Source organism: Sulfitobacter sp. PM12, assembly GCF_045586035.1.
Classification (GTDB): domain Bacteria; phylum Pseudomonadota; class Alphaproteobacteria; order Rhodobacterales; family Rhodobacteraceae; genus Sulfitobacter; species Sulfitobacter pontiacus.
Window position 1 is genome coordinate 2690689 of sequence record NZ_CP151529.1, and the last position, 15641, is coordinate 2706329.

General features: G+C 59.9%; 20 protein-coding genes. 12 read left to right on the plus strand and 8 right to left on the minus strand.

Annotation, left to right across the window (positions count from 1 at the left end; translation table 11 throughout):
* The first annotated feature begins 27 nt into the window (after window positions 1-27).
* Together AADW22_RS13140 and AADW22_RS13145 are read left to right on the plus strand one after the other, a co-directional pair.
* On the plus strand, window positions 28-1152 hold the full coding sequence (locus tag AADW22_RS13140; RefSeq protein ID WP_340287857.1) for a beta-ketoacyl-ACP synthase III: 1125 nt from the start codon (window positions 28-30) through the stop codon (window positions 1150-1152).
* Window positions 1153-1272: 120 nt separating this feature from the next.
* A complete protein-coding gene (locus AADW22_RS13145) occupies window positions 1273-1851 on the plus strand; it encodes a thymidine kinase (RefSeq protein WP_005849498.1) in 579 nt (192 codons plus the stop codon).
* Here AADW22_RS13145 and AADW22_RS13150 read toward each other — a convergent pair.
* The 5 genes from AADW22_RS13150 to AADW22_RS13170 form a co-directional block, all read right to left on the minus strand.
* Window positions 1848-2798: a 2-hydroxyacid dehydrogenase gene (locus AADW22_RS13150; protein ID WP_386168365.1), complete on the minus strand. Its 951-nt coding sequence runs from the start codon at window positions 2796-2798 to the stop codon at window positions 1848-1850. The genes AADW22_RS13145 and AADW22_RS13150 overlap by 4 nt on opposite strands.
* Window positions 2795-3133: a tRNA-binding protein gene (locus tag AADW22_RS13155; RefSeq protein ID WP_005849502.1), complete on the minus strand. Its 339-nt coding sequence runs from the start codon at window positions 3131-3133 to the stop codon at window positions 2795-2797. Before AADW22_RS13155 ends, AADW22_RS13150 begins: the two co-directional genes overlap by 4 nt.
* Window positions 3126-3941, minus strand: coding sequence for a pyrroline-5-carboxylate reductase (proC, locus tag AADW22_RS13160; protein WP_407473879.1), 816 nt, complete (start codon window positions 3939-3941; stop codon window positions 3126-3128). Before proC ends, AADW22_RS13155 begins: the two co-directional genes overlap by 8 nt.
* Window positions 3942-3975: 34 nt before the next feature.
* Window positions 3976-4476 (minus strand): YbjN domain-containing protein, encoded by a 501-nt coding sequence (locus tag AADW22_RS13165; RefSeq protein WP_005849506.1) that lies wholly within the window; start codon window positions 4474-4476, stop codon window positions 3976-3978.
* A gap of 331 nt (window positions 4477-4807) precedes the next feature.
* On the minus strand, window positions 4808-5050 hold the full coding sequence (locus AADW22_RS13170; protein ID WP_005849508.1) for an accessory factor UbiK family protein: 243 nt from the start codon (window positions 5048-5050) through the stop codon (window positions 4808-4810).
* A gap of 96 nt (window positions 5051-5146) precedes the next feature.
* On the opposite strand from AADW22_RS13170, the gene lgt reads away from it, so the two are divergent.
* From lgt to AADW22_RS13195, 5 genes are all read left to right on the plus strand, one after another.
* Window positions 5147-6031 (plus strand): prolipoprotein diacylglyceryl transferase, encoded by an 885-nt coding sequence (lgt, locus tag AADW22_RS13175; RefSeq protein WP_005849509.1) that lies wholly within the window; start codon window positions 5147-5149, stop codon window positions 6029-6031.
* A complete protein-coding gene (locus tag AADW22_RS13180; RefSeq protein ID WP_407473880.1) occupies window positions 6028-7092 on the plus strand; it encodes a class I SAM-dependent methyltransferase in 1065 nt (354 codons plus the stop codon). The genes lgt and AADW22_RS13180 overlap by 4 nt, the downstream gene beginning before the upstream one ends.
* Window positions 7089-7844, plus strand: a complete 756-nt coding sequence (gene pgeF / locus AADW22_RS13185) for a peptidoglycan editing factor PgeF (RefSeq protein ID WP_342579871.1) — start codon at window positions 7089-7091, stop codon at window positions 7842-7844. The genes AADW22_RS13180 and pgeF overlap by 4 nt, the downstream gene beginning before the upstream one ends.
* A 267-nt stretch (window positions 7845-8111) precedes the next feature.
* Window positions 8112-8255: a hypothetical protein gene (locus tag AADW22_RS13190; protein ID WP_005849514.1), complete on the plus strand. Its 144-nt coding sequence runs from the start codon at window positions 8112-8114 to the stop codon at window positions 8253-8255.
* Between the two features lie 200 nt (window positions 8256-8455).
* Window positions 8456-9238 carry a Hint domain-containing protein gene (locus AADW22_RS13195; RefSeq protein WP_407473881.1) on the plus strand — a complete coding sequence of 261 codons (783 nt, stop codon included), beginning with the start codon at window positions 8456-8458 and terminating at the stop codon, window positions 9236-9238.
* Window positions 9239-9241: 3 nt separating this feature from the next.
* On the opposite strand, the gene AADW22_RS13200 is transcribed toward AADW22_RS13195, so the two are convergent.
* Complete coding sequence (locus AADW22_RS13200) at window positions 9242-9742, minus strand: Lrp/AsnC family transcriptional regulator (protein WP_005849518.1); 501 nt, start codon at window positions 9740-9742, stop codon at window positions 9242-9244.
* A gap of 219 nt (window positions 9743-9961) precedes the next feature.
* On the opposite strand from AADW22_RS13200, the gene trxB reads away from it, so the two are divergent.
* Both trxB and AADW22_RS13210 read left to right on the plus strand, forming a co-directional pair.
* Window positions 9962-10966 (plus strand): thioredoxin-disulfide reductase, encoded by a 1005-nt coding sequence (gene trxB, locus AADW22_RS13205; protein ID WP_407473882.1) that lies wholly within the window; start codon window positions 9962-9964, stop codon window positions 10964-10966.
* 167 nt (window positions 10967-11133) lie between these two features.
* On the plus strand, window positions 11134-12846 hold the full coding sequence (locus tag AADW22_RS13210) for a bifunctional sulfate adenylyltransferase/adenylylsulfate kinase (RefSeq protein WP_064217127.1): 1713 nt from the start codon (window positions 11134-11136) through the stop codon (window positions 12844-12846).
* A 132-nt stretch (window positions 12847-12978) separates the two neighbouring features.
* Here AADW22_RS13210 and AADW22_RS13215 read toward each other — a convergent pair whose 3' ends face one another.
* Window positions 12979-13197, minus strand: a complete 219-nt coding sequence (locus AADW22_RS13215) for a DUF1150 family protein (RefSeq protein ID WP_009825186.1) — start codon at window positions 13195-13197, stop codon at window positions 12979-12981.
* Between the two features lies 1 nt (window position 13198).
* The gene (locus AADW22_RS13220) at window positions 13199-13615 is read right to left on the minus strand and encodes an Hsp20 family protein (protein ID WP_005849527.1); all 417 of its coding nucleotides are present in this window, start codon (window positions 13613-13615) and stop codon (window positions 13199-13201) included.
* A gap of 161 nt (window positions 13616-13776) precedes the next feature.
* On the opposite strand from AADW22_RS13220, the gene AADW22_RS13225 reads away from it, so the two are divergent.
* The 3 genes from AADW22_RS13225 (at window position 13777) to AADW22_RS13235 (ending at window position 15638) form a co-directional block, all read left to right on the plus strand.
* Window positions 13777-14001 carry a YdcH family protein gene (locus AADW22_RS13225; protein ID WP_005849528.1) on the plus strand — a complete coding sequence of 75 codons (225 nt, stop codon included), beginning with the start codon at window positions 13777-13779 and terminating at the stop codon, window positions 13999-14001.
* Between the two features lie 82 nt (window positions 14002-14083).
* Entirely contained in the window at window positions 14084-14572 is a 489-nt protein-coding gene (gene purE, locus AADW22_RS13230; protein ID WP_180828016.1) for a 5-(carboxyamino)imidazole ribonucleotide mutase, read from the plus strand.
* Window positions 14565-15638 carry a 5-(carboxyamino)imidazole ribonucleotide synthase gene (locus tag AADW22_RS13235; protein ID WP_074634698.1) on the plus strand — a complete coding sequence of 358 codons (1074 nt, stop codon included), beginning with the start codon at window positions 14565-14567 and terminating at the stop codon, window positions 15636-15638. The genes purE and AADW22_RS13235 overlap by 8 nt, the downstream gene beginning before the upstream one ends.
* The last annotated feature ends 3 nt before the right edge of the window (window positions 15639-15641 follow it).

Sequence of the window (15641 nt, forward strand, 5' to 3'; positions counted from 1 at the left end):
TCGGACAACGCTGAAAAAGGTTTACCCATGTACACACCCGCCATTACTGGTAGCGGCATCTTTACGCCGGAACAGGTCATCACCAACGCCGAGCTGGTCAAGGCGTTCAACGCCTATGCCGATCTGTACAACGCCGAACATGCCGCCGAGATTGACGCCGGAGAGTTGCCCGCCAAGGAACACTCCTCGGAAGAATTCATCGTCAAGGCGTCGGGGATCGAACAGCGCTATGTCATGGATAAGACGGGTATTCTGGACCCCAAAGTGATGCACCCCCTGCTGCGCCAACGGTCCGACGACGAACCCGGCCTGATGGCCGAGATGGCGCTGGATGCGGCACAGAAGGCGTTGCAGGCGGCAGGGAAAACCACGGCTGATGTTGATGCCGTCATCTGCGCGGCGTCGAACCTTGAACGCGCCTATCCGGCGGTAGCGATCGAAATCCAGCAGTTGCTGGATATCAACGGCTTTGCCTTCGATATGAACGTCGCCTGTTCGTCCGCGACCTTCGGCATCCAAGCGGCGGCGGATATGATCCGCTCCGGCTCGATCCGCTCGGCGCTGGTGGTCTGCCCCGAGATATGCTCGGCCCATCTGGAGTGGCGCGACCGTGATTGCCACTTTATCTTTGGGGACGTGGCCACCGCCGTGCTGATCGAACGCGCCGAAGATGCAGCCGGTGCTTATTTCGAGATCAAATCAACCCGTTGCGCGACCGAGTTCTCGAACAACATCCGCAACAACAATGGCTTTTTGCGCCGGTCCCGCCCCGATGGCGTCGCGGACCGCCGCGACATGCAGTTCATGCAAAACGGGCGCAAGGTGTTCAAGGAAGTGCTGCCGATGGTTGCCGAACACATCGCGGGCCACATGGCTGACGAAGGCGTTGAGGCCGCTGATCTAAAGCGTCTGTGGCTGCATCAGGCGAATAAATCGATGAATGACTTCATCGGTCGCAAAGTGCTGGGTCGCGCGCCCGAAGCGGGCGAGCAGCCCAACATCCTGCAAGACTACGCCAACACCTCCTCTGCCGGGTCGATCATCGCGTTTTCAAAATACTCCGACGATCTGACCGATGGGGACACCGGGCTGATCTGTTCCTTCGGGGCCGGATATTCCGTGGGGTCTGTGCTGGTGCAGCGCCACGGCTAAGCCCACCGGCACAGAGCCACCTCAACACCTGTGACATGTGGGGCGCGGTCTGCGACAGACGCGCCCCCGCTGCCCTCCCCCCACCTTGAACGCCAAGGTCGCCTGACGCTAAAGAGGGCCATGGCAAAGCTTTACTTTCATTATTCGACCATGAACGCGGGCAAATCGACCGTGCTTCTGCAGGCGGCTCATAACTATGTCGAACGTGGCATGGTCCCCTATCTGATGACCGCGAAATTCGACCACCGCGCCGGACACGGGCGGATCGCATCGCGTATCGGGATCGGGCACGAGGCCGATACCTTCGAGACGGACGAAGACCTCTTGGCGAAGATCGAAAAGCGTTTGGCTGAAGGCCCTTGCGCCTGCATTTTCATCGACGAGGCGCAGTTTCTCAGCCCTGATCAGGTCTGGCAATTGGCCCGTGCGGTGGATGACCTGCGGGTGCCTATCATGTGCTATGGGCTGCGCGTGGACTTCCGTGGTCTGCTCTTCCCTGGGTCTGCGACGCTGCTCGCCCTTGCCGATGAAATGCGCGAGGTGCGCACGATCTGCCACTGCGGCAAGAAAGCGACGATGGTGGTGCGGCAGGATGCCGAAGGCAAAGCGATCCGCGAAGGGGCGCAGGTGCAGATCGGCGGCAACGAGACCTATATCTCATTATGCCGCCGACATTGGCGCGAGGCCGTGGGCCGTTAAACGAGGTTCGGTGGCGTTTCGCCCGCGACGCCCGCTTTCAAATTCTCAACCGCCATCATCCACATATCCACACGCACCTCCCGGGAGGACGTGCCTAGATGCGGTAATAGCACCACGTTATCCAGATCCCGCAGGGCTTGCGGCACCTCTGGTTCGAACTCATACACATCCAGCCCTGCGCCGCCGATGGTGCCCGCTTGCAGGGCCTCGATCAAAGCGGCTTCCTCGACGATATTGCCGCGCGCGATGTTGATCAGGAAGGCATGCGGCTGCATCGCCGCCAGCACATCCGCATTGATCAGATGCTGCGTGTCATCCCCGCCCGGCACAGCGATAACGACCACATCAACAGCGGCGACCAACTGTTTGAGATCACTGATATGTTCCGCCGGATAGGCGACGCTTTTCGCACTGCGGCTAAAGTATTTCACATCCATCGAAAAGCCGTAGTGACAGCGCCGCGCGACGGCTTGGCCGATACGTCCCATCCCGACGATCCCGACAGTCTTGCCCGTCAGATGCATGCCCAAAAGCTGCGAAGGCTCCCATCCGGACCATTGACCTGACCGCACCAGCCGTTCGCCTTCTCCCGCACGCCGTGCGGCCATCAGCATCAGCGTCATGGCGATATCGGCGGTGGCATCGGTCACAGCACCGGGCGTGTTAGAGACCTGAAGCCCCGCCGCCTTTGCCGCCTCGACATCGATGTGGTTATAGCCCACCCCGAAATTGGCGAGCATCTTGCACCGTGGCATGCCGACCTTGCCAAAGACATCCGCGGTAAAGCGGTCGCCCAAGGTGGCCAGCACCCCGTCATAGTCGCGCAGGGCGTCCTGCATCTCGTCCTCGGACAAGGGCGCGCTGTCCTCGCGATAGGTCACGTCAAAGCCTTCCAAGGCCTCGTGCACTTCGGGGGGCGCAGGGCGGGCGATCAGTAGTTTCGTCAATGCAGACGTCCTCCGTTCGGGGTGGGTTGCGTGGGGCGCATCAGCACAATCGCCCCGTCCTCGTCCGGCACCCCAAGCACCAGAACTTCGGACATGAACGGCCCGATCTGACGCGGTGGGAAGTTGACCACCCCCATCACCTGCGTGCCGATCAGCGTCTCGGGCGTGTAATGCACCGTCACCTGGGCCGAGGTTTTACGCTCACCGATATCGGGACCAAAGTCGATCCACATCTTGATCGCGGGCTTGCGCGCCTCGGGGAAGGGTTCGGCACGGGTGACCGTCCCGACCCTGATGTCGACTTTCATGAAGTCGTCAAAGCTGATCTCAGCCATTCGAAAGCTCGCGCGAACGATCGGCGGCTGCCGCCACAGCGCGTTTGAGCAGGACCGGAAAGCCGTCTTGCTCGTTCATCAGCACATCCAGCGCGGCCTGTGTGGTGCCGTTGGGGCTGGTCACGTTGATGCGCAGCTGGTCCGGGCCTTCGTCGACGGATTTCGCCAGCGCCCCGGCCCCTGCCACCGTCGCCGTGGCGAGTTTTAGCGCGAGCTCGGGGCTGAGCCCTTGCGCGATCCCGCCCGCGGCCATGGTTTCGATCATGTGGAAAACATAGGCCGGACCCGAGCCGCTGACCCCTGTGACCGCGTCGATCTGGGATTCTTCCTCAAGCCGGACAACGTCGCCCACGGCCGACAGCAGCTCTTCGGCTTCGTCCATGCCTTTGGCGTCGACGTGGTCGTTGCCGACGATGGCGGTGATGCCTTGGCTGATGGCGGCGGGTGTGTTGGGCATGGCGCGCACGATTGGCGTCTGTGCCCCCAGCGTTTTCTCAAACGTCGCGATGGTGGTGCCGGCGGCGACGCTGACAAACACCGTCTTGCCGTTGCCCATGGCCTGCAACGTGGGCAGCGCGTCACCCATCATCTGCGGCTTCACCGCCACAAGAACCACAGCGGGCTCCTTGGGCAGATCGACGTTCAACTGCACGCCCTGCTCTTTCAACCAATCAGAGGGTTTCGGATCGATGACATATACCGAAGATGTCGGAAGCCCGCGTGCCAGCCAGCCCGCCAGCATCGCGGATCCCATCTTGCCACAGCCCAGTAGAACCAAACCGTCTTTGGCGATGCGCGTATCTTTCATATCTGTACCCCTAAATTAACATTCGGGGATACACCTATGCGTGGCCGTACGCCTCTGCAATGGCAACCTGAAGGGCTTGTCGGGGCGTCTGGTCGCCCCAAACCGCCAGTTGCACCGCGGGATAATACCGCTCTGCGTTGCTCACGGCGGCGTTGATCATGGTATCAATCTGCTGCGCAGAGGCATCCTGCCCCCCGGCAAGAACCAGCCCATAGCGATAAACCATCAGCTTTTGTTCCGGCCAATAGGTGAAGGCACCGGTCCAGCATTGATCGTTCACATCGTTGAGCAAGTGATAGAGCACCGGCAGTTTTTCCGCGGGCGGATCCATTTCGAAGGTGCAGACAAGGCGCAGGGTTTCGTCAAAGGGCGACCACGCGAGGGTGATGGAATAGGTCCGCCACTGCCCTTCGACGGCCATCGCGATCTGTTCGTCCGATATACGGTCGAAGTCCCAGTCGTGATACGCCGCGAGATTTTCTACGATGTCGATGGGGTGAATGTCTTCTTCAAGATACTGCTCTGTCAGGGCCATGTGGTCACCTCTTTGGATCCGGGTATTCATATGCGCAGGCACATCAATACATGGGTGCATCTACCATAAATCGCCGAAGCTCTTAGCGACCTATACCAAATATGGTGCGCGCAACGCGGCCCTGAGGCAAGTCTTTTTCTGGGGGTAACCACGAAAGATAGGGGATAACCTCAGTATCTTGTGGATAAAAGCAGCATAACCCCCAATCTATAGAGCGCTGACCCCGACAGACAGCATTCGAAGCGGAGGTGCCACCGGGAAAACGAACACACCCGCCAAAAGGCGGGTGCGGATCACATCGTTCAACGTAGGCCGAAGGTAAGCGCGGCGATCAGCCCTTGCTGTCCATCGCATCAAGCCGCGCTTTCAGCGCTTCATTCTCTTCGCGGGCTTTTTGCGCCATGGCGCGCACCGCGTCGAATTCTTCGCGTGTCACAAAATCACGGTCTGCCAGCCAACGGTCCAGCATGCCCTTCATCGCGGTCTCTGCTTCGGTCTTGGCCCCTTGGGCCACGCCCATGGCATTGGTCATCATCTGCGAGATGTCGTCGAAAATCTTGTTGCGCGTTTGCATGGTCATTCTCTCCTGATCGGCTGTTGCTCACTATATGGTGTGCAAAGCGGGTTCTCGCAAGGTTGACTTCCGTTTACGGTCAGGCTCAATCAGCGCATGAATGCAATGCTCCCCTTCCCCGACCTATCGCCCGAGATTTTCTCGTTCACGTTATTTGGCATGACCGTCGCCCTGCGCTGGTATGCGCTGGCCTATATCGTCGGCATCCTCGTTGGCTGGCGCATCGTAGTGCGCGCGGTTGAGCGGCCCAAGCTTTGGGCGGGCAATACCCCCGTCATGACCAAACAGCAGGTCGAGGATCTGCTTTTCTGGGTCATTCTCGGCGTCATTCTGGGCGGGCGTCTGGGATATGTACTATTCTATCAACCGGGCTATTACCTCAGCAATCCCGCGCAGATCCTGCGGATCTGGGAGGGGGGCATGTCGTTCCACGGCGGCGCGCTTGGGGTGATCTTTGCGGGCATCGCCTATACCAAACGTCACGGCATCAGCACGATCTCGACCGGCGATGTCGTCTGTCTGGGGCTGGCACCTGGCCTGTTTCTGGGGCGTCTGGCGAATTTCATCAACGCAGAGCTTTGGGGCCGCCCCACCGATCTGCCCTGGGGCGTGGCCTTTCCCACGGTGGCCGCACAGGACTGCCCAGACATTGCAACGATCTGTGCGCGGCATCCCTCGCAGCTATATGAGGCGCTGCTTGAGGGGCTGATCCTTGGGGCCCTGCTGATCTATCTGGCATGGCGGCGCGGCGGGCTGAAATCGGAGGGGCTGATCGGCGGCGTCTTTCTGGCCGGCTACGGGGCCGCGCGTTTCATCGTCGAATTCGTACGCCAACCTGATGCGCAATTTGTCAGCGCCAACAACCCGCTAGGGCTGGCGTGGCATGTAAACGGCTGGGGACTGACCATGGGCCAACTGCTGAGCCTGCCGATGATTGCCATCGGGGTGTTCCTGATCTTGCGAGCGACGCGCAAGGCATGACCACACTGCGCGACATTCTACACAGCCGCATCGCGTCCAACGGGCCGATGCGGATCGACGAATATATGGCCACCTGCCTGCTGCATCCGACGCAGGGCTATTATACCACCCGTGACCCCTTTGGCACCCAAGGCGATTTTACCACTGCCCCCGAGATCAGCCAGATGTTCGGAGAGCTGTTGGGCCTGTGTCTCGCGCAGAGCTGGATCGCCCAAGACGCGCCCTCGGCCTTCACCTTGGCCGAGCTTGGCCCCGGCCGCGGCACCCTGATGGCCGATATCCTGCGCGCGACCCGTAACGTGCCCGGCTTTATCGAGGCGGCGCAAATTACGCTGGTAGAGGCGTCCCCGACGCTGCGCGATGTGCAGGCCAAGACCCTTGCGGGGCATCAGGTGATCTGGGCCGACGGGACCGACGCGCTGCCCGACCAGCCGCTTTTTCTGGTGGCGAATGAATTTTTCGACGCGCTGCCGATCCGCCAGTTCGTCCGTGGCGAAACATCGTGGCGCGAACGGCAGGTTGGGCTGGCGGACGGCGCGTTGAGCTTTGGGCTGGGGCCCGAACTGCCGCAACCCGCGCTGGCCGACCGGCTGGCAGATACCACGCCCGGCGATCTGGTCGAGGATTGCAACCAGCTTGCGCCGATCCTCCACCCTGTGTCGGAACGGATCGCGACCCACGGCGGTGCCGCGCTGATCGTGGATTATGGCGACTGGCACAGTCTGGGCGATACCTTGCAGGCGCTGCGGGGGCATGAAAAAGCCGATCCGCTGGCCGCCCCTGGCCAGGCCGATTTGACAGCACACGTCGATTTTGAAAAGCTTGCCCTCGCGGCCGCACCGGCTAGCCACACTCGCATCACCCCGCAGGGCGTCTTTCTTGAACGCCTCGGGATCACTCAACGCGCACAGACCCTTGCCAAGGGCATGACCGAGGACGCGCTGAACGCCCATGTCGCCGCACATAGACGCTTGACGCATCCGTCAGAAATGGGAAATTTGTTTAAAGTGATGGGGATTTATCCTCCGCACCACAGCCCGCCCCCAGGATTGGAACCATGACGCTGGAAATACTCACCTCCGATAGTCTTGGCGACGTGCGCCACGGGTTCTTTACGCGCCGCGGCGGAGCCTCCTCTGGCGTGTTTGCCGGGCTGAATTGCGGGGTTGGCAGCTCGGACCAGCGCGAGGTCGTAGAGATCAATCGTGCCCGTGTCGCCGATGCAATGGACGTGGCACCGGACCATCTGGTTGGCGTGCATCAGATCCATTCCGCCACCGTCATTAGCGTCGATGCCCCCCAGAACGAGAAACCCCGCGCCGATGCGCTGGTCACCGCGACACCGGGGCTGGCCTTGTCGATCCTGACCGCCGATTGCCAGCCTGTGCTGTTCCACGACGCCGAAGCCGGCGTGATCGGGGCGGCGCATGCCGGTTGGCGCGGCGCGCTCGACGGGGTGCTGACCGCCACAGTCGAGGCGATGGAAGACCTTGGGGCCACACGCGATAATATCACAGCAGTGATCGGCCCCTGCATCAGCCAGCGCGCCTATGAGGTCGGGCCAGAGTTCATCGATGCGTTCCTAGCAGAAGATCCGACATTCGCCCGCTATTTCGCAAATGGCACCGATGACCGGATGCAGTTCGACCTTGCGGGCTTTGGCCTGAACCGCCTGCGCGCGGCGGGTGTGGGCCATGCGGAATGGACGCGCCACTGCACATATAGCGATGCGGATCGTTTCTATAGCTACCGTCGCAGCACCCACGCGAAAGAGGCTGACTATGGCCGGCTGATCGCTGCGATTGTGCTATAGAAGCGTGAATTTAGGCAGCAATGCGACAGGCACCTGCCCAAATTTCGCCCCATAGCCGGCCAGCAGCCTGTTTGAATGGCGGCGCATTTTCTACCACAGGTCATAAATTCAAGGGTGTTTCGCGCTTTTGAGCGCGTGCCACAAACCGCGCCCAGGTCTGCTCGAATTATCTGTATTTTTTCGTGAAATGCCCAATCGGTGCCCGAAAGCATTTGCATAGTGATCCTCGACGAAAGGGCATTGCCCATAGACAATAGGATACAGAGCATGAAAACCAACGCACGCTTCATCAAATCGGTTATCGACGCTTCCAACAAGGAAGGCGTGAACCTGCCTTGGTCCCGTGGCACACGCCGCGCCGCGTTTATCGCGAAACGCGCTGCCCTGACGTCCCAGCAAAAAGCCGCCTGAACAGGGTCGGCTTATGGCCCGGGGGTTCTCGGGCCAGCCGGTGACCCTGCGCGCGACGGGCGGGTGCCTGTCCGAACAGATGGTTTGAGACCGATCACAAACATTCTATGCGCGCGGGCCTCTCTCGCGCGGATTAATCCGGATCGCAGGTGTTTCAGCGGGGGCTAGGCACGTGCGATCGACCATATAAAGGTCACATTATGACATTGCATACTGCCCCTGATTTTCCCCCCTCCCCTACACATACGACGCAATCAGCAGCCTCCCGTTCGGTTCTGCGGGAAGCGCGTGCCAGATCTACCGGACGCACCCGCGCGTATGAGATTGCGGTGCTGCGTCAGGACGGCTCCGTCTTTGTGACCGAAGGCTACGCCCCTGCCACACCGTTGTTCGAAGAACCGTTTTCCGCTTTCGCCCATGGCACGTTGATCCGCACGACCCAAGGGGAAATCCCGGTCGAAGACCTTTGCCCCGGTGACCGGATCGTACAGGCCGACGGGCTGCACACTCCGCTTCTTTGGGTTGGATCAAGCAAGTTCGTCCCTGCGGATATCGGCCATCGCACGCCGCTTGTACGGGTCATGGCGGACAGTCTGGGGCTGGCGCGCCCCTCTGGTTTCCTGACCTTCGGCCCCGCTGCGCGCATCCTGCATACGCCACAAAGTCTTCGCGGCGCAGAGCAGACGCGCAAGGTCTTTACCCTGATGCGCGATCTGGTGGACGGGGTAAATATCATCGAAATTCAGCCTCCGACGCCGGTACGGCTGTATCACTTGGGTCTTGCCCGTCATGCCGCGATCAGCGTCAGCGGTCTAGAGATGGAAACATTTCACCCCGGCCCGTCGACAATCGCAGCCCTGCCGCTGCATCAACGTGACGCGTTTTTATCAATGTTTCCGCATATCAGTAGTGCCAAGGATTTTGGCCCGCTGTGTCACCCCCGCGCGTCAGAACGGTCAGACCCGATCTACGCTGCGCAATAGCCTTTAGGGTTCGCTTTTCAGACGGCTTTCCAGCACATCAAAAGGTACGCCAGGTTCGTCTTTGGCCGGGCGGATCACAAGGCTGGTTTTGACGCTTTCCACATTGGGCGTCGTCAGCAATTGTCCGGTCAGAAAGCTCTGGAAGCTCGACAGATCGGGGGCGACGCATTTCAGCAGGAAATCCACCTCGCCGTTGAGCATGTGACATTCGCGGACCAGCGGCCAGTTGCGGCACTTCTCTTCAAAGGCGGTGAGGTCGGATTCAGCCTGGCTGGCCAGACCGACCATCGCAAAGACCTGTACCTCGAACCCCAGCTCGCGCGCGTTAACATTCGCGTGGTAGCCGCGGATATATCCGCTTTCCTCAAGGGTCCGGACCCGGCGCAGGCACGGCGGCGCAGAGATGCCTACACGTTTGGCCAACTCAACGTTGGTCATGCGCCCGTCCGCCTGCAATTCGGCTAAAATTTTCCGATCAATCGGATCAAGCCGCGTCCCTGCCATAATACCCCCATAGGATTTTCAATTGTTATAGCACCAACATCGTTGGACGCAATAATCTTTCGCCGGTGCGCAATGTTCTGAATTCAAGCAAAAATCAACCGCATTTTCGATGACGGCGATCTTTGCAGGGCGGATATGCAAACTTGGGGTTTAAGGCAACCCGAGGGGCGTCTATATCGGTTGGAACGCAACAAATTATACATTCTGGGGTTCTTTATCATGGCCGAAACTCGCGAAACCAAGCTTTTGATCATCGGCTCCGGCCCTGCCGGATATACTGCCGGTGTCTATGCCAGCCGCGCGATGCTGAACCCGATCCTTGTACAAGGCATCGAACCGGGCGGGCAGTTGACCACCACGACCGAGGTTGAAAACTGGCCCGGCGACAGCGAGGTCCAGGGCCCCGATCTGATGATCCGCATGCAGGACCACGCCAAGGCGATGGGGACCGAGATCATCGGCGACATCATCACCGATCTGGACCTGTCCAGCCGCCCCTTCCACGCCAAGGGCGACAGCGGCACGACCTATGTGGCCGACGCCGTGATCCTTGCAACAGGCGCACGGGCAAAATGGCTGGGGCTTGAGACCGAAGAGAAGTTCAAAGGCTTCGGCGTTTCGGCCTGTGCCACCTGCGATGGCTTCTTCTATCGCAATCAGGAAATCGTGGTCATCGGGGGTGGCAACACCGCCGTGGAAGAAGCGCTGTTCCTGACCAACTTCGCCTCCAAGGTCACCTTGATCCACCGCCGGGACGAGCTGCGCGCCGAGAAGATCCTGATCGACCGGCTGATGAAAAATCCAAAGATCGAACCGCTGTGGTTCCATCAACTGGATGAAGTCTATGGGACCGATGCGCCGCTTGGTGTCGAAGGGGTCAAGGTCAAGCACGTCGAATCCGGCGAGATCACCGATATTCCGTGCAAAGGTGTTTTCGTCGCCATCGGTCACGCGCCCGCGAATGAATTGGTCAAGGATACGCTGGAAACGCATATGGGCGGCTATGTCGTCACCAAGCCGGACAGCACCGAAACCTCTGTCCCCGGTGTATTCGCGGCGGGCGACCTGACCGACCACAAATACCGTCAGGCCGTGACCAGCGCCGGCATGGGCTGTATGGCCGCGCTAGAGGCTGAACGATTCCTTGCGGAAGTTGGCGATGACGAAGGCAAAGACACATCGCTGCCGCTTGGCTATGGAGCCGAGGTAAAAGACGACGCATAACGTTCGCCTAGGATGGCATTTGCTGGGATAAGATTGCCTTTTCCCAGCAAAAAACACGTCGCTGTCCGTAATTCGCCGCAAAGCGGCTACAAAGGTTGCCTAGCCCAATCGGTGCGGTCTATCAGCCCGAATATTCGAATTTGAACCTAAAAAATTGCGAGACGCCCATGCAAACGCCCAACCTTGCTCCGATCCCTGAACTCTATGTCTCTTACGACTCGGCGCAGAAGCTGAAGGTGGAAGCTGGCGATCTGGTCAGCCATGACCTGACGCCGCGCCAGATCTGCGATCTAGAGCTGCTGATGAACGGTGGCTTCAACCCTCTTAAGGGTTTCTTGACCGAAGAAGACTATGACGGTGTTGTCGAAAACATGCGTCTGGCGGATGGGTCGCTGTGGCCGATGCCGATCAACCTCGATGTGTCGGAAAAGTTTGCCGAAGGGCTCGAGATCGGGCAGGACATTGCGCTGCGCGATCAGGAAGGCGTGATTTTGGCGGTGATGACCGTCACCGACCGCTGGGTTCCAAACAAGGCTCGCGAGGCCGAGAAAGTCTTTGGCGCGGACGACAGCGCGCATCCGGCGGTGAACTATCTGCACAACACCGCGGGCAACGTCTATTTGGGCGGCCCTGTGACCGGCATCCAGCAGCCCGTCCACTATGATTTCAAGGCGCGTCGCGACACGCCGAACGAGCTGCGTGCCTATTTCCGCAAGATGGGCTGGCGCAAGGTTGTGGCCTTCCAGACCCGCAACCCCCTGCACCGCGCGCACCAGGAACTGACCTTCCGCGCCGCGCGTGAAGCGCAGGCGAACCTGCTGATCCACCCCGTTGTCGGCCTGACCAAGCCCGGCGATGTGGACCACTTTACCCGCGTGCGCTGCTACGAGGCCGTGCTGAACAAATACCCCGCCGCCACCACCGCAATGAGCCTGCTGAACCTCGCCATGCGCATGGCCGGCCCCCGCGAGGCCGTGTGGCACGGTCTGATCCGCAAGAACCACGGCTGCACCCATTTCATCGTGGGCCGCGACCATGCGGGCCCCGGCAAGAACTCTGCCGGTGATGATTTCTATGGCCCCTATGACGCGCAGGATCTGTTCCGCGCCCATGAGGAAGAAATGGGCATCGAAATGGTCGACTTCAAACATATGGTTTGGGTCGCCGAGCGCGCGCAATACGAGGCGATTGACGAGATCGAAGACAAGGATGACATCACCATCCTCAACATCTCGGGCACCGAGTTGCGTCGCCGTCTGCAGGAAGGGCTGGAAATTCCTGAATGGTTCTCCTTCCCCGAGGTGGTTGAAGAGCTGCGCCGCACCAAGCCGCCGCGCAACAAGCAGGGCTTTACCGTCTTCTTCACCGGTTTCTCCGGCTCGGGGAAATCGACAATTGCCAATGCTTTGATGGTCAAACTGATGGAGATGGGCGGCCGTCCCGTCACGCTGCTGGATGGCGATATCGTTCGCAAGAACCTGTCGTCGGAATTGGGCTTTAGCAAAGAGCACCGCGATCTGAACATCCGCCGCATCGGCTATGTCGCGTCCGAGATCACCAAGAACGGCGGCATCGCCATCTGCGCGCCCATTGCGCCTTACGCCACCACCCGCCGCGCCGTGCGCGAAGACGTGGAAAGCTTTGGTGCCTTCGTCGAGGTGCATGTCGCCACCTCCATTGAGGAATGCGAACGCCGCGACCGCAAGGGGCTGTACAAGCTGGCCCGTGAAGGCAAGATCAAGGAGTTCACAGGGATCTCAGACCCCTATGACGTTCCCGAAACTCCCGAACTGCGCGTCGAGACAGAGAACGTCGACGTCGACAACTGCGCGCATCAGGTGCTGCTCAAGCTGGAAAGCATGGGGCTGATTAAGGGGTAACCCTTTCGACAAGTCGACTACAGAAAGGCCAGCCTTCATAGGCTGGCCTTTTTCATGCGTGTTGTTGGACGTCGTGCAAAAAAAAGGGCCGCAAATCAGCGACCCTTTTTGTTTAATTTTAGATGTTAGGACTTAATGCACCATCACTGGCGCATAGTCATGATCGCGCGCGAGGCTAAAGGCGAGCTTGCGGTCACCGACCAGCGCCAGCTGCTGCCCTTCGGCGTCATGCACGGCGTATAGCTGTTTTAACCCTTCCGCCTGCTCGCGCACTTCGAGGGGAAGGTCGGACACGGCAATCATCTTGACGTAGACGGTACGGTCCTGAACATGCGTTTCTTCGTTATGCATTTTATTCCCCTTTTCTGATCTTGATGGTCTGAACGACTTTTTCGGGCTTCGCGCGGGTGAGATCGACGTGTAACAGGCCGTTTTCAATCAGCGCTTCGCCAACGTCTACACCGTCGGCCAGTACGAAGGATCGTTGGAACTGGCGTGCGGCGATCCCGCGGTGCAAAAAGATTCGGTCTTCTTGCGTGTCGACCTGACGGCCACGGATCACAAGCTGTCTATCCTCAACGGTTATAGAGAGATCTTGTTCCGCAAAACCTGCAACCGCAAGCGTAATGCGGTAGCTATAGTCCGACGTTTGTTCAATGTTGAACGGTGGATAGCCTTCGTTTCCGGCCTTCGCCGTACGTTCCATCACCCGTTCCAACTGCTCGAAACCCAGCATATGCGGGTAGGAAGCCAGCGTTAATTTCGTCATAAGACACGTCCTTTAAGATAAGCGACAGTCAGTCATCCGGCCCCGTATTCGGCGACCTGCATCAAATATGGGGGCCATGGGGGCAGGACGCAAGGGCTATGCCTTTGAATTGCAACCGCCTATATTCGCAGGCCTAGATATAGCAAGAATCAGCCAAACCTATGAATCCTCCCTCCGACCTGTCGATGAAGAATGACGATGTCCTGCGTGTCGAGCTTGAGGTGTTTCGCCGCGAGCATCGCGATCTGGACGATGCCATTCAGGCGCTGGTCGACAAGGGGACGGGCGATCAACTGACGCTGCAGCGGCTGAAAAAACGCAAGCTGCGCCTGAAAGACCTGATTGCCCAGATCGAAGACCGGCTGACCCCCGATATTACCGCCTGACAGCGCCCGCCAGCGGATTGCCACGCGGGCGATCATGGCTATAGTGCGCGCTTCTTATACGCTCTAGCAAAGGCCCTTTTTCATGGAAAATCCACCTGTCGGCATCATCATGGGCTCGCAGTCCGATTGGGCCACGATGCGCGAGGCAGCGACGCTGCTGGATGAACTTGGTATCGCTTACGAGGCCAAGATCGTATCGGCACACCGCACTCCCGACCGGTTGTGGAGCTATGGGAAAACCGCCGCCGACCGTGGCCTGCAGGTGATCATCGCCGGTGCGGGCGGTGCTGCGCATTTGCCCGGCATGATGGCGTCCAAGACCCGCGTGCCGGTGATCGGCGTGCCAGTGCAAACCAAGGCGCTGTCGGGTGTGGATTCGCTTTATTCTATCGTGCAGATGCCCCGCGGCTTTCCGGTCGCGACGATGGCGATCGGTGCAGCAGGTGCCGCGAATGCCGCGTTGATGGCGGCGGGCATTCTGGCCCTCCAAGACCCTGCCCTTGCCGCCCGTCTTGACGCTTGGCGCGATGCGCTCAGCGCCTCCATCCCAGAGGAGCCTTCGGATGACTGAAGCATTGAAGACAGGGGCCACCATCGGGATTTTGGGCGGCGGGCAATTGGGGCGCATGCTGTCCGTTGCCGCCGCACGTCTGGGGTTTCGCACGCATATCTTTGAACCCGGTGCCAACCCGCCTGCAGGTGATGTCGCCCATGCGCTGACCACCGCTGGCTATGATGACGTCGACGCGCTGACCGCCTTTGCCAAATCGGTTGATATCGTCACCTTCGAGTTTGAAAACATCCCGACAGATGCGCTGGATGTGATCGAAAACATCACCCCCATCCGTCCCAACCGCGAGGCGCTGCGCACCAGTCAGGACCGTCTGGTGGAGAAACAGTTCCTCGAAGGTTTGGGCCTGACTGTCGCCCCTTTTGCCGATATCGCCAATGCCGCCGATCTGGAGGCCGCAATGACGACCATCGGCGCGCCGTCGATCCTGAAAACCCGTCGCTTCGGCTATGACGGAAAGGGGCAGTCGCGCCTGCGCAGCGCGGATGATGCGGCGGGGGCCTTGGCAGATATGGCTGGCAATCCTGCGGTGCTGGAAGGCTTTGTGAACTTCACCGCCGAAGTGTCCGTGATCGCCGCGCGCAGCCCCTCGGGCGAGGTTGCCTGTTTCGATCCCGGTGAGAATGTGCACCGCGACGGCATCCTGCACACCACCACCGTCCCTGCCCGGCTAAGCGCCGCACAGCGCATGGATGCGGTACTGCTGGCCGCCAAGATCCTGAATGCACTGGATTATGTCGGCGTTCTGGGGGTCGAGCTTTTCGTCACACCGCAAGGATTCATCGTGAACGAGATCGCGCCACGGGTGCATAACTCGGGCCATTGGACGCAGAACGGCTGTGCGGTGGACCAGTTCGAACAGCACATCCGTGCCGTGGCGGGATGGCCCTTGGGCGACGGCAGCCGCTATGCAGATGTGGTGATGGAGAACTTGATCGGCGACGATATGGACCGTGTGCCCGAGCTGGCGAAACAGCGCGACACAGCGCTGCATCTGTACGGCAAGGCCGACGTCAAACCGGGCCGTAAGATGGGCCATGTGAACATCGTCAAACGGCCCAGCTAGGGC

Coding starts and splice junctions, on each gene's coding strand:
- AADW22_RS13140 (WP_340287857.1), top strand. CDS start 28: ATGTACACACCCGCCATTACTGGTAGCGGCATCTTTACGCCGGAACAG.
- AADW22_RS13145 (WP_005849498.1), top strand. CDS start 1,273: ATGGCAAAGCTTTACTTTCATTATTCGACCATGAACGCGGGCAAATCG.
- AADW22_RS13155 (WP_005849502.1), bottom strand. CDS start 3,133: ATGGCTGAGATCAGCTTTGACGACTTCATGAAAGTCGACATCAGGGTC.
- proC (WP_407473879.1), bottom strand. CDS start 3,941: ATGAAAGATACGCGCATCGCCAAAGACGGTTTGGTTCTACTGGGCTGT.
- AADW22_RS13165 (WP_005849506.1), bottom strand. CDS start 4,476: ATGGCCCTGACAGAGCAGTATCTTGAAGAAGACATTCACCCCATCGAC.
- AADW22_RS13170 (WP_005849508.1), bottom strand. CDS start 5,050: ATGCAAACGCGCAACAAGATTTTCGACGACATCTCGCAGATGATGACC.
- lgt (WP_005849509.1), top strand. CDS start 5,147: ATGAATGCAATGCTCCCCTTCCCCGACCTATCGCCCGAGATTTTCTCG.
- AADW22_RS13180 (WP_407473880.1), top strand. CDS start 6,028: ATGACCACACTGCGCGACATTCTACACAGCCGCATCGCGTCCAACGGG.
- pgeF (WP_342579871.1), top strand. CDS start 7,089: ATGACGCTGGAAATACTCACCTCCGATAGTCTTGGCGACGTGCGCCAC.
- AADW22_RS13190 (WP_005849514.1), top strand. CDS start 8,112: ATGAAAACCAACGCACGCTTCATCAAATCGGTTATCGACGCTTCCAAC.
- AADW22_RS13195 (WP_407473881.1), top strand. CDS start 8,456: ATGACATTGCATACTGCCCCTGATTTTCCCCCCTCCCCTACACATACG.
- AADW22_RS13200 (WP_005849518.1), bottom strand. CDS start 9,742: ATGGCAGGGACGCGGCTTGATCCGATTGATCGGAAAATTTTAGCCGAA.
- trxB (WP_407473882.1), top strand. CDS start 9,962: ATGGCCGAAACTCGCGAAACCAAGCTTTTGATCATCGGCTCCGGCCCT.
- AADW22_RS13210 (WP_064217127.1), top strand. CDS start 11,134: ATGCAAACGCCCAACCTTGCTCCGATCCCTGAACTCTATGTCTCTTAC.
- AADW22_RS13215 (WP_009825186.1), bottom strand. CDS start 13,197: ATGCATAACGAAGAAACGCATGTTCAGGACCGTACCGTCTACGTCAAG.
- AADW22_RS13220 (WP_005849527.1), bottom strand. CDS start 13,615: ATGACGAAATTAACGCTGGCTTCCTACCCGCATATGCTGGGTTTCGAG.
- AADW22_RS13225 (WP_005849528.1), top strand. CDS start 13,777: ATGAATCCTCCCTCCGACCTGTCGATGAAGAATGACGATGTCCTGCGT.
- purE (WP_180828016.1), top strand. CDS start 14,084: ATGGAAAATCCACCTGTCGGCATCATCATGGGCTCGCAGTCCGATTGG.
- AADW22_RS13235 (WP_074634698.1), top strand. CDS start 14,565: ATGACTGAAGCATTGAAGACAGGGGCCACCATCGGGATTTTGGGCGGC.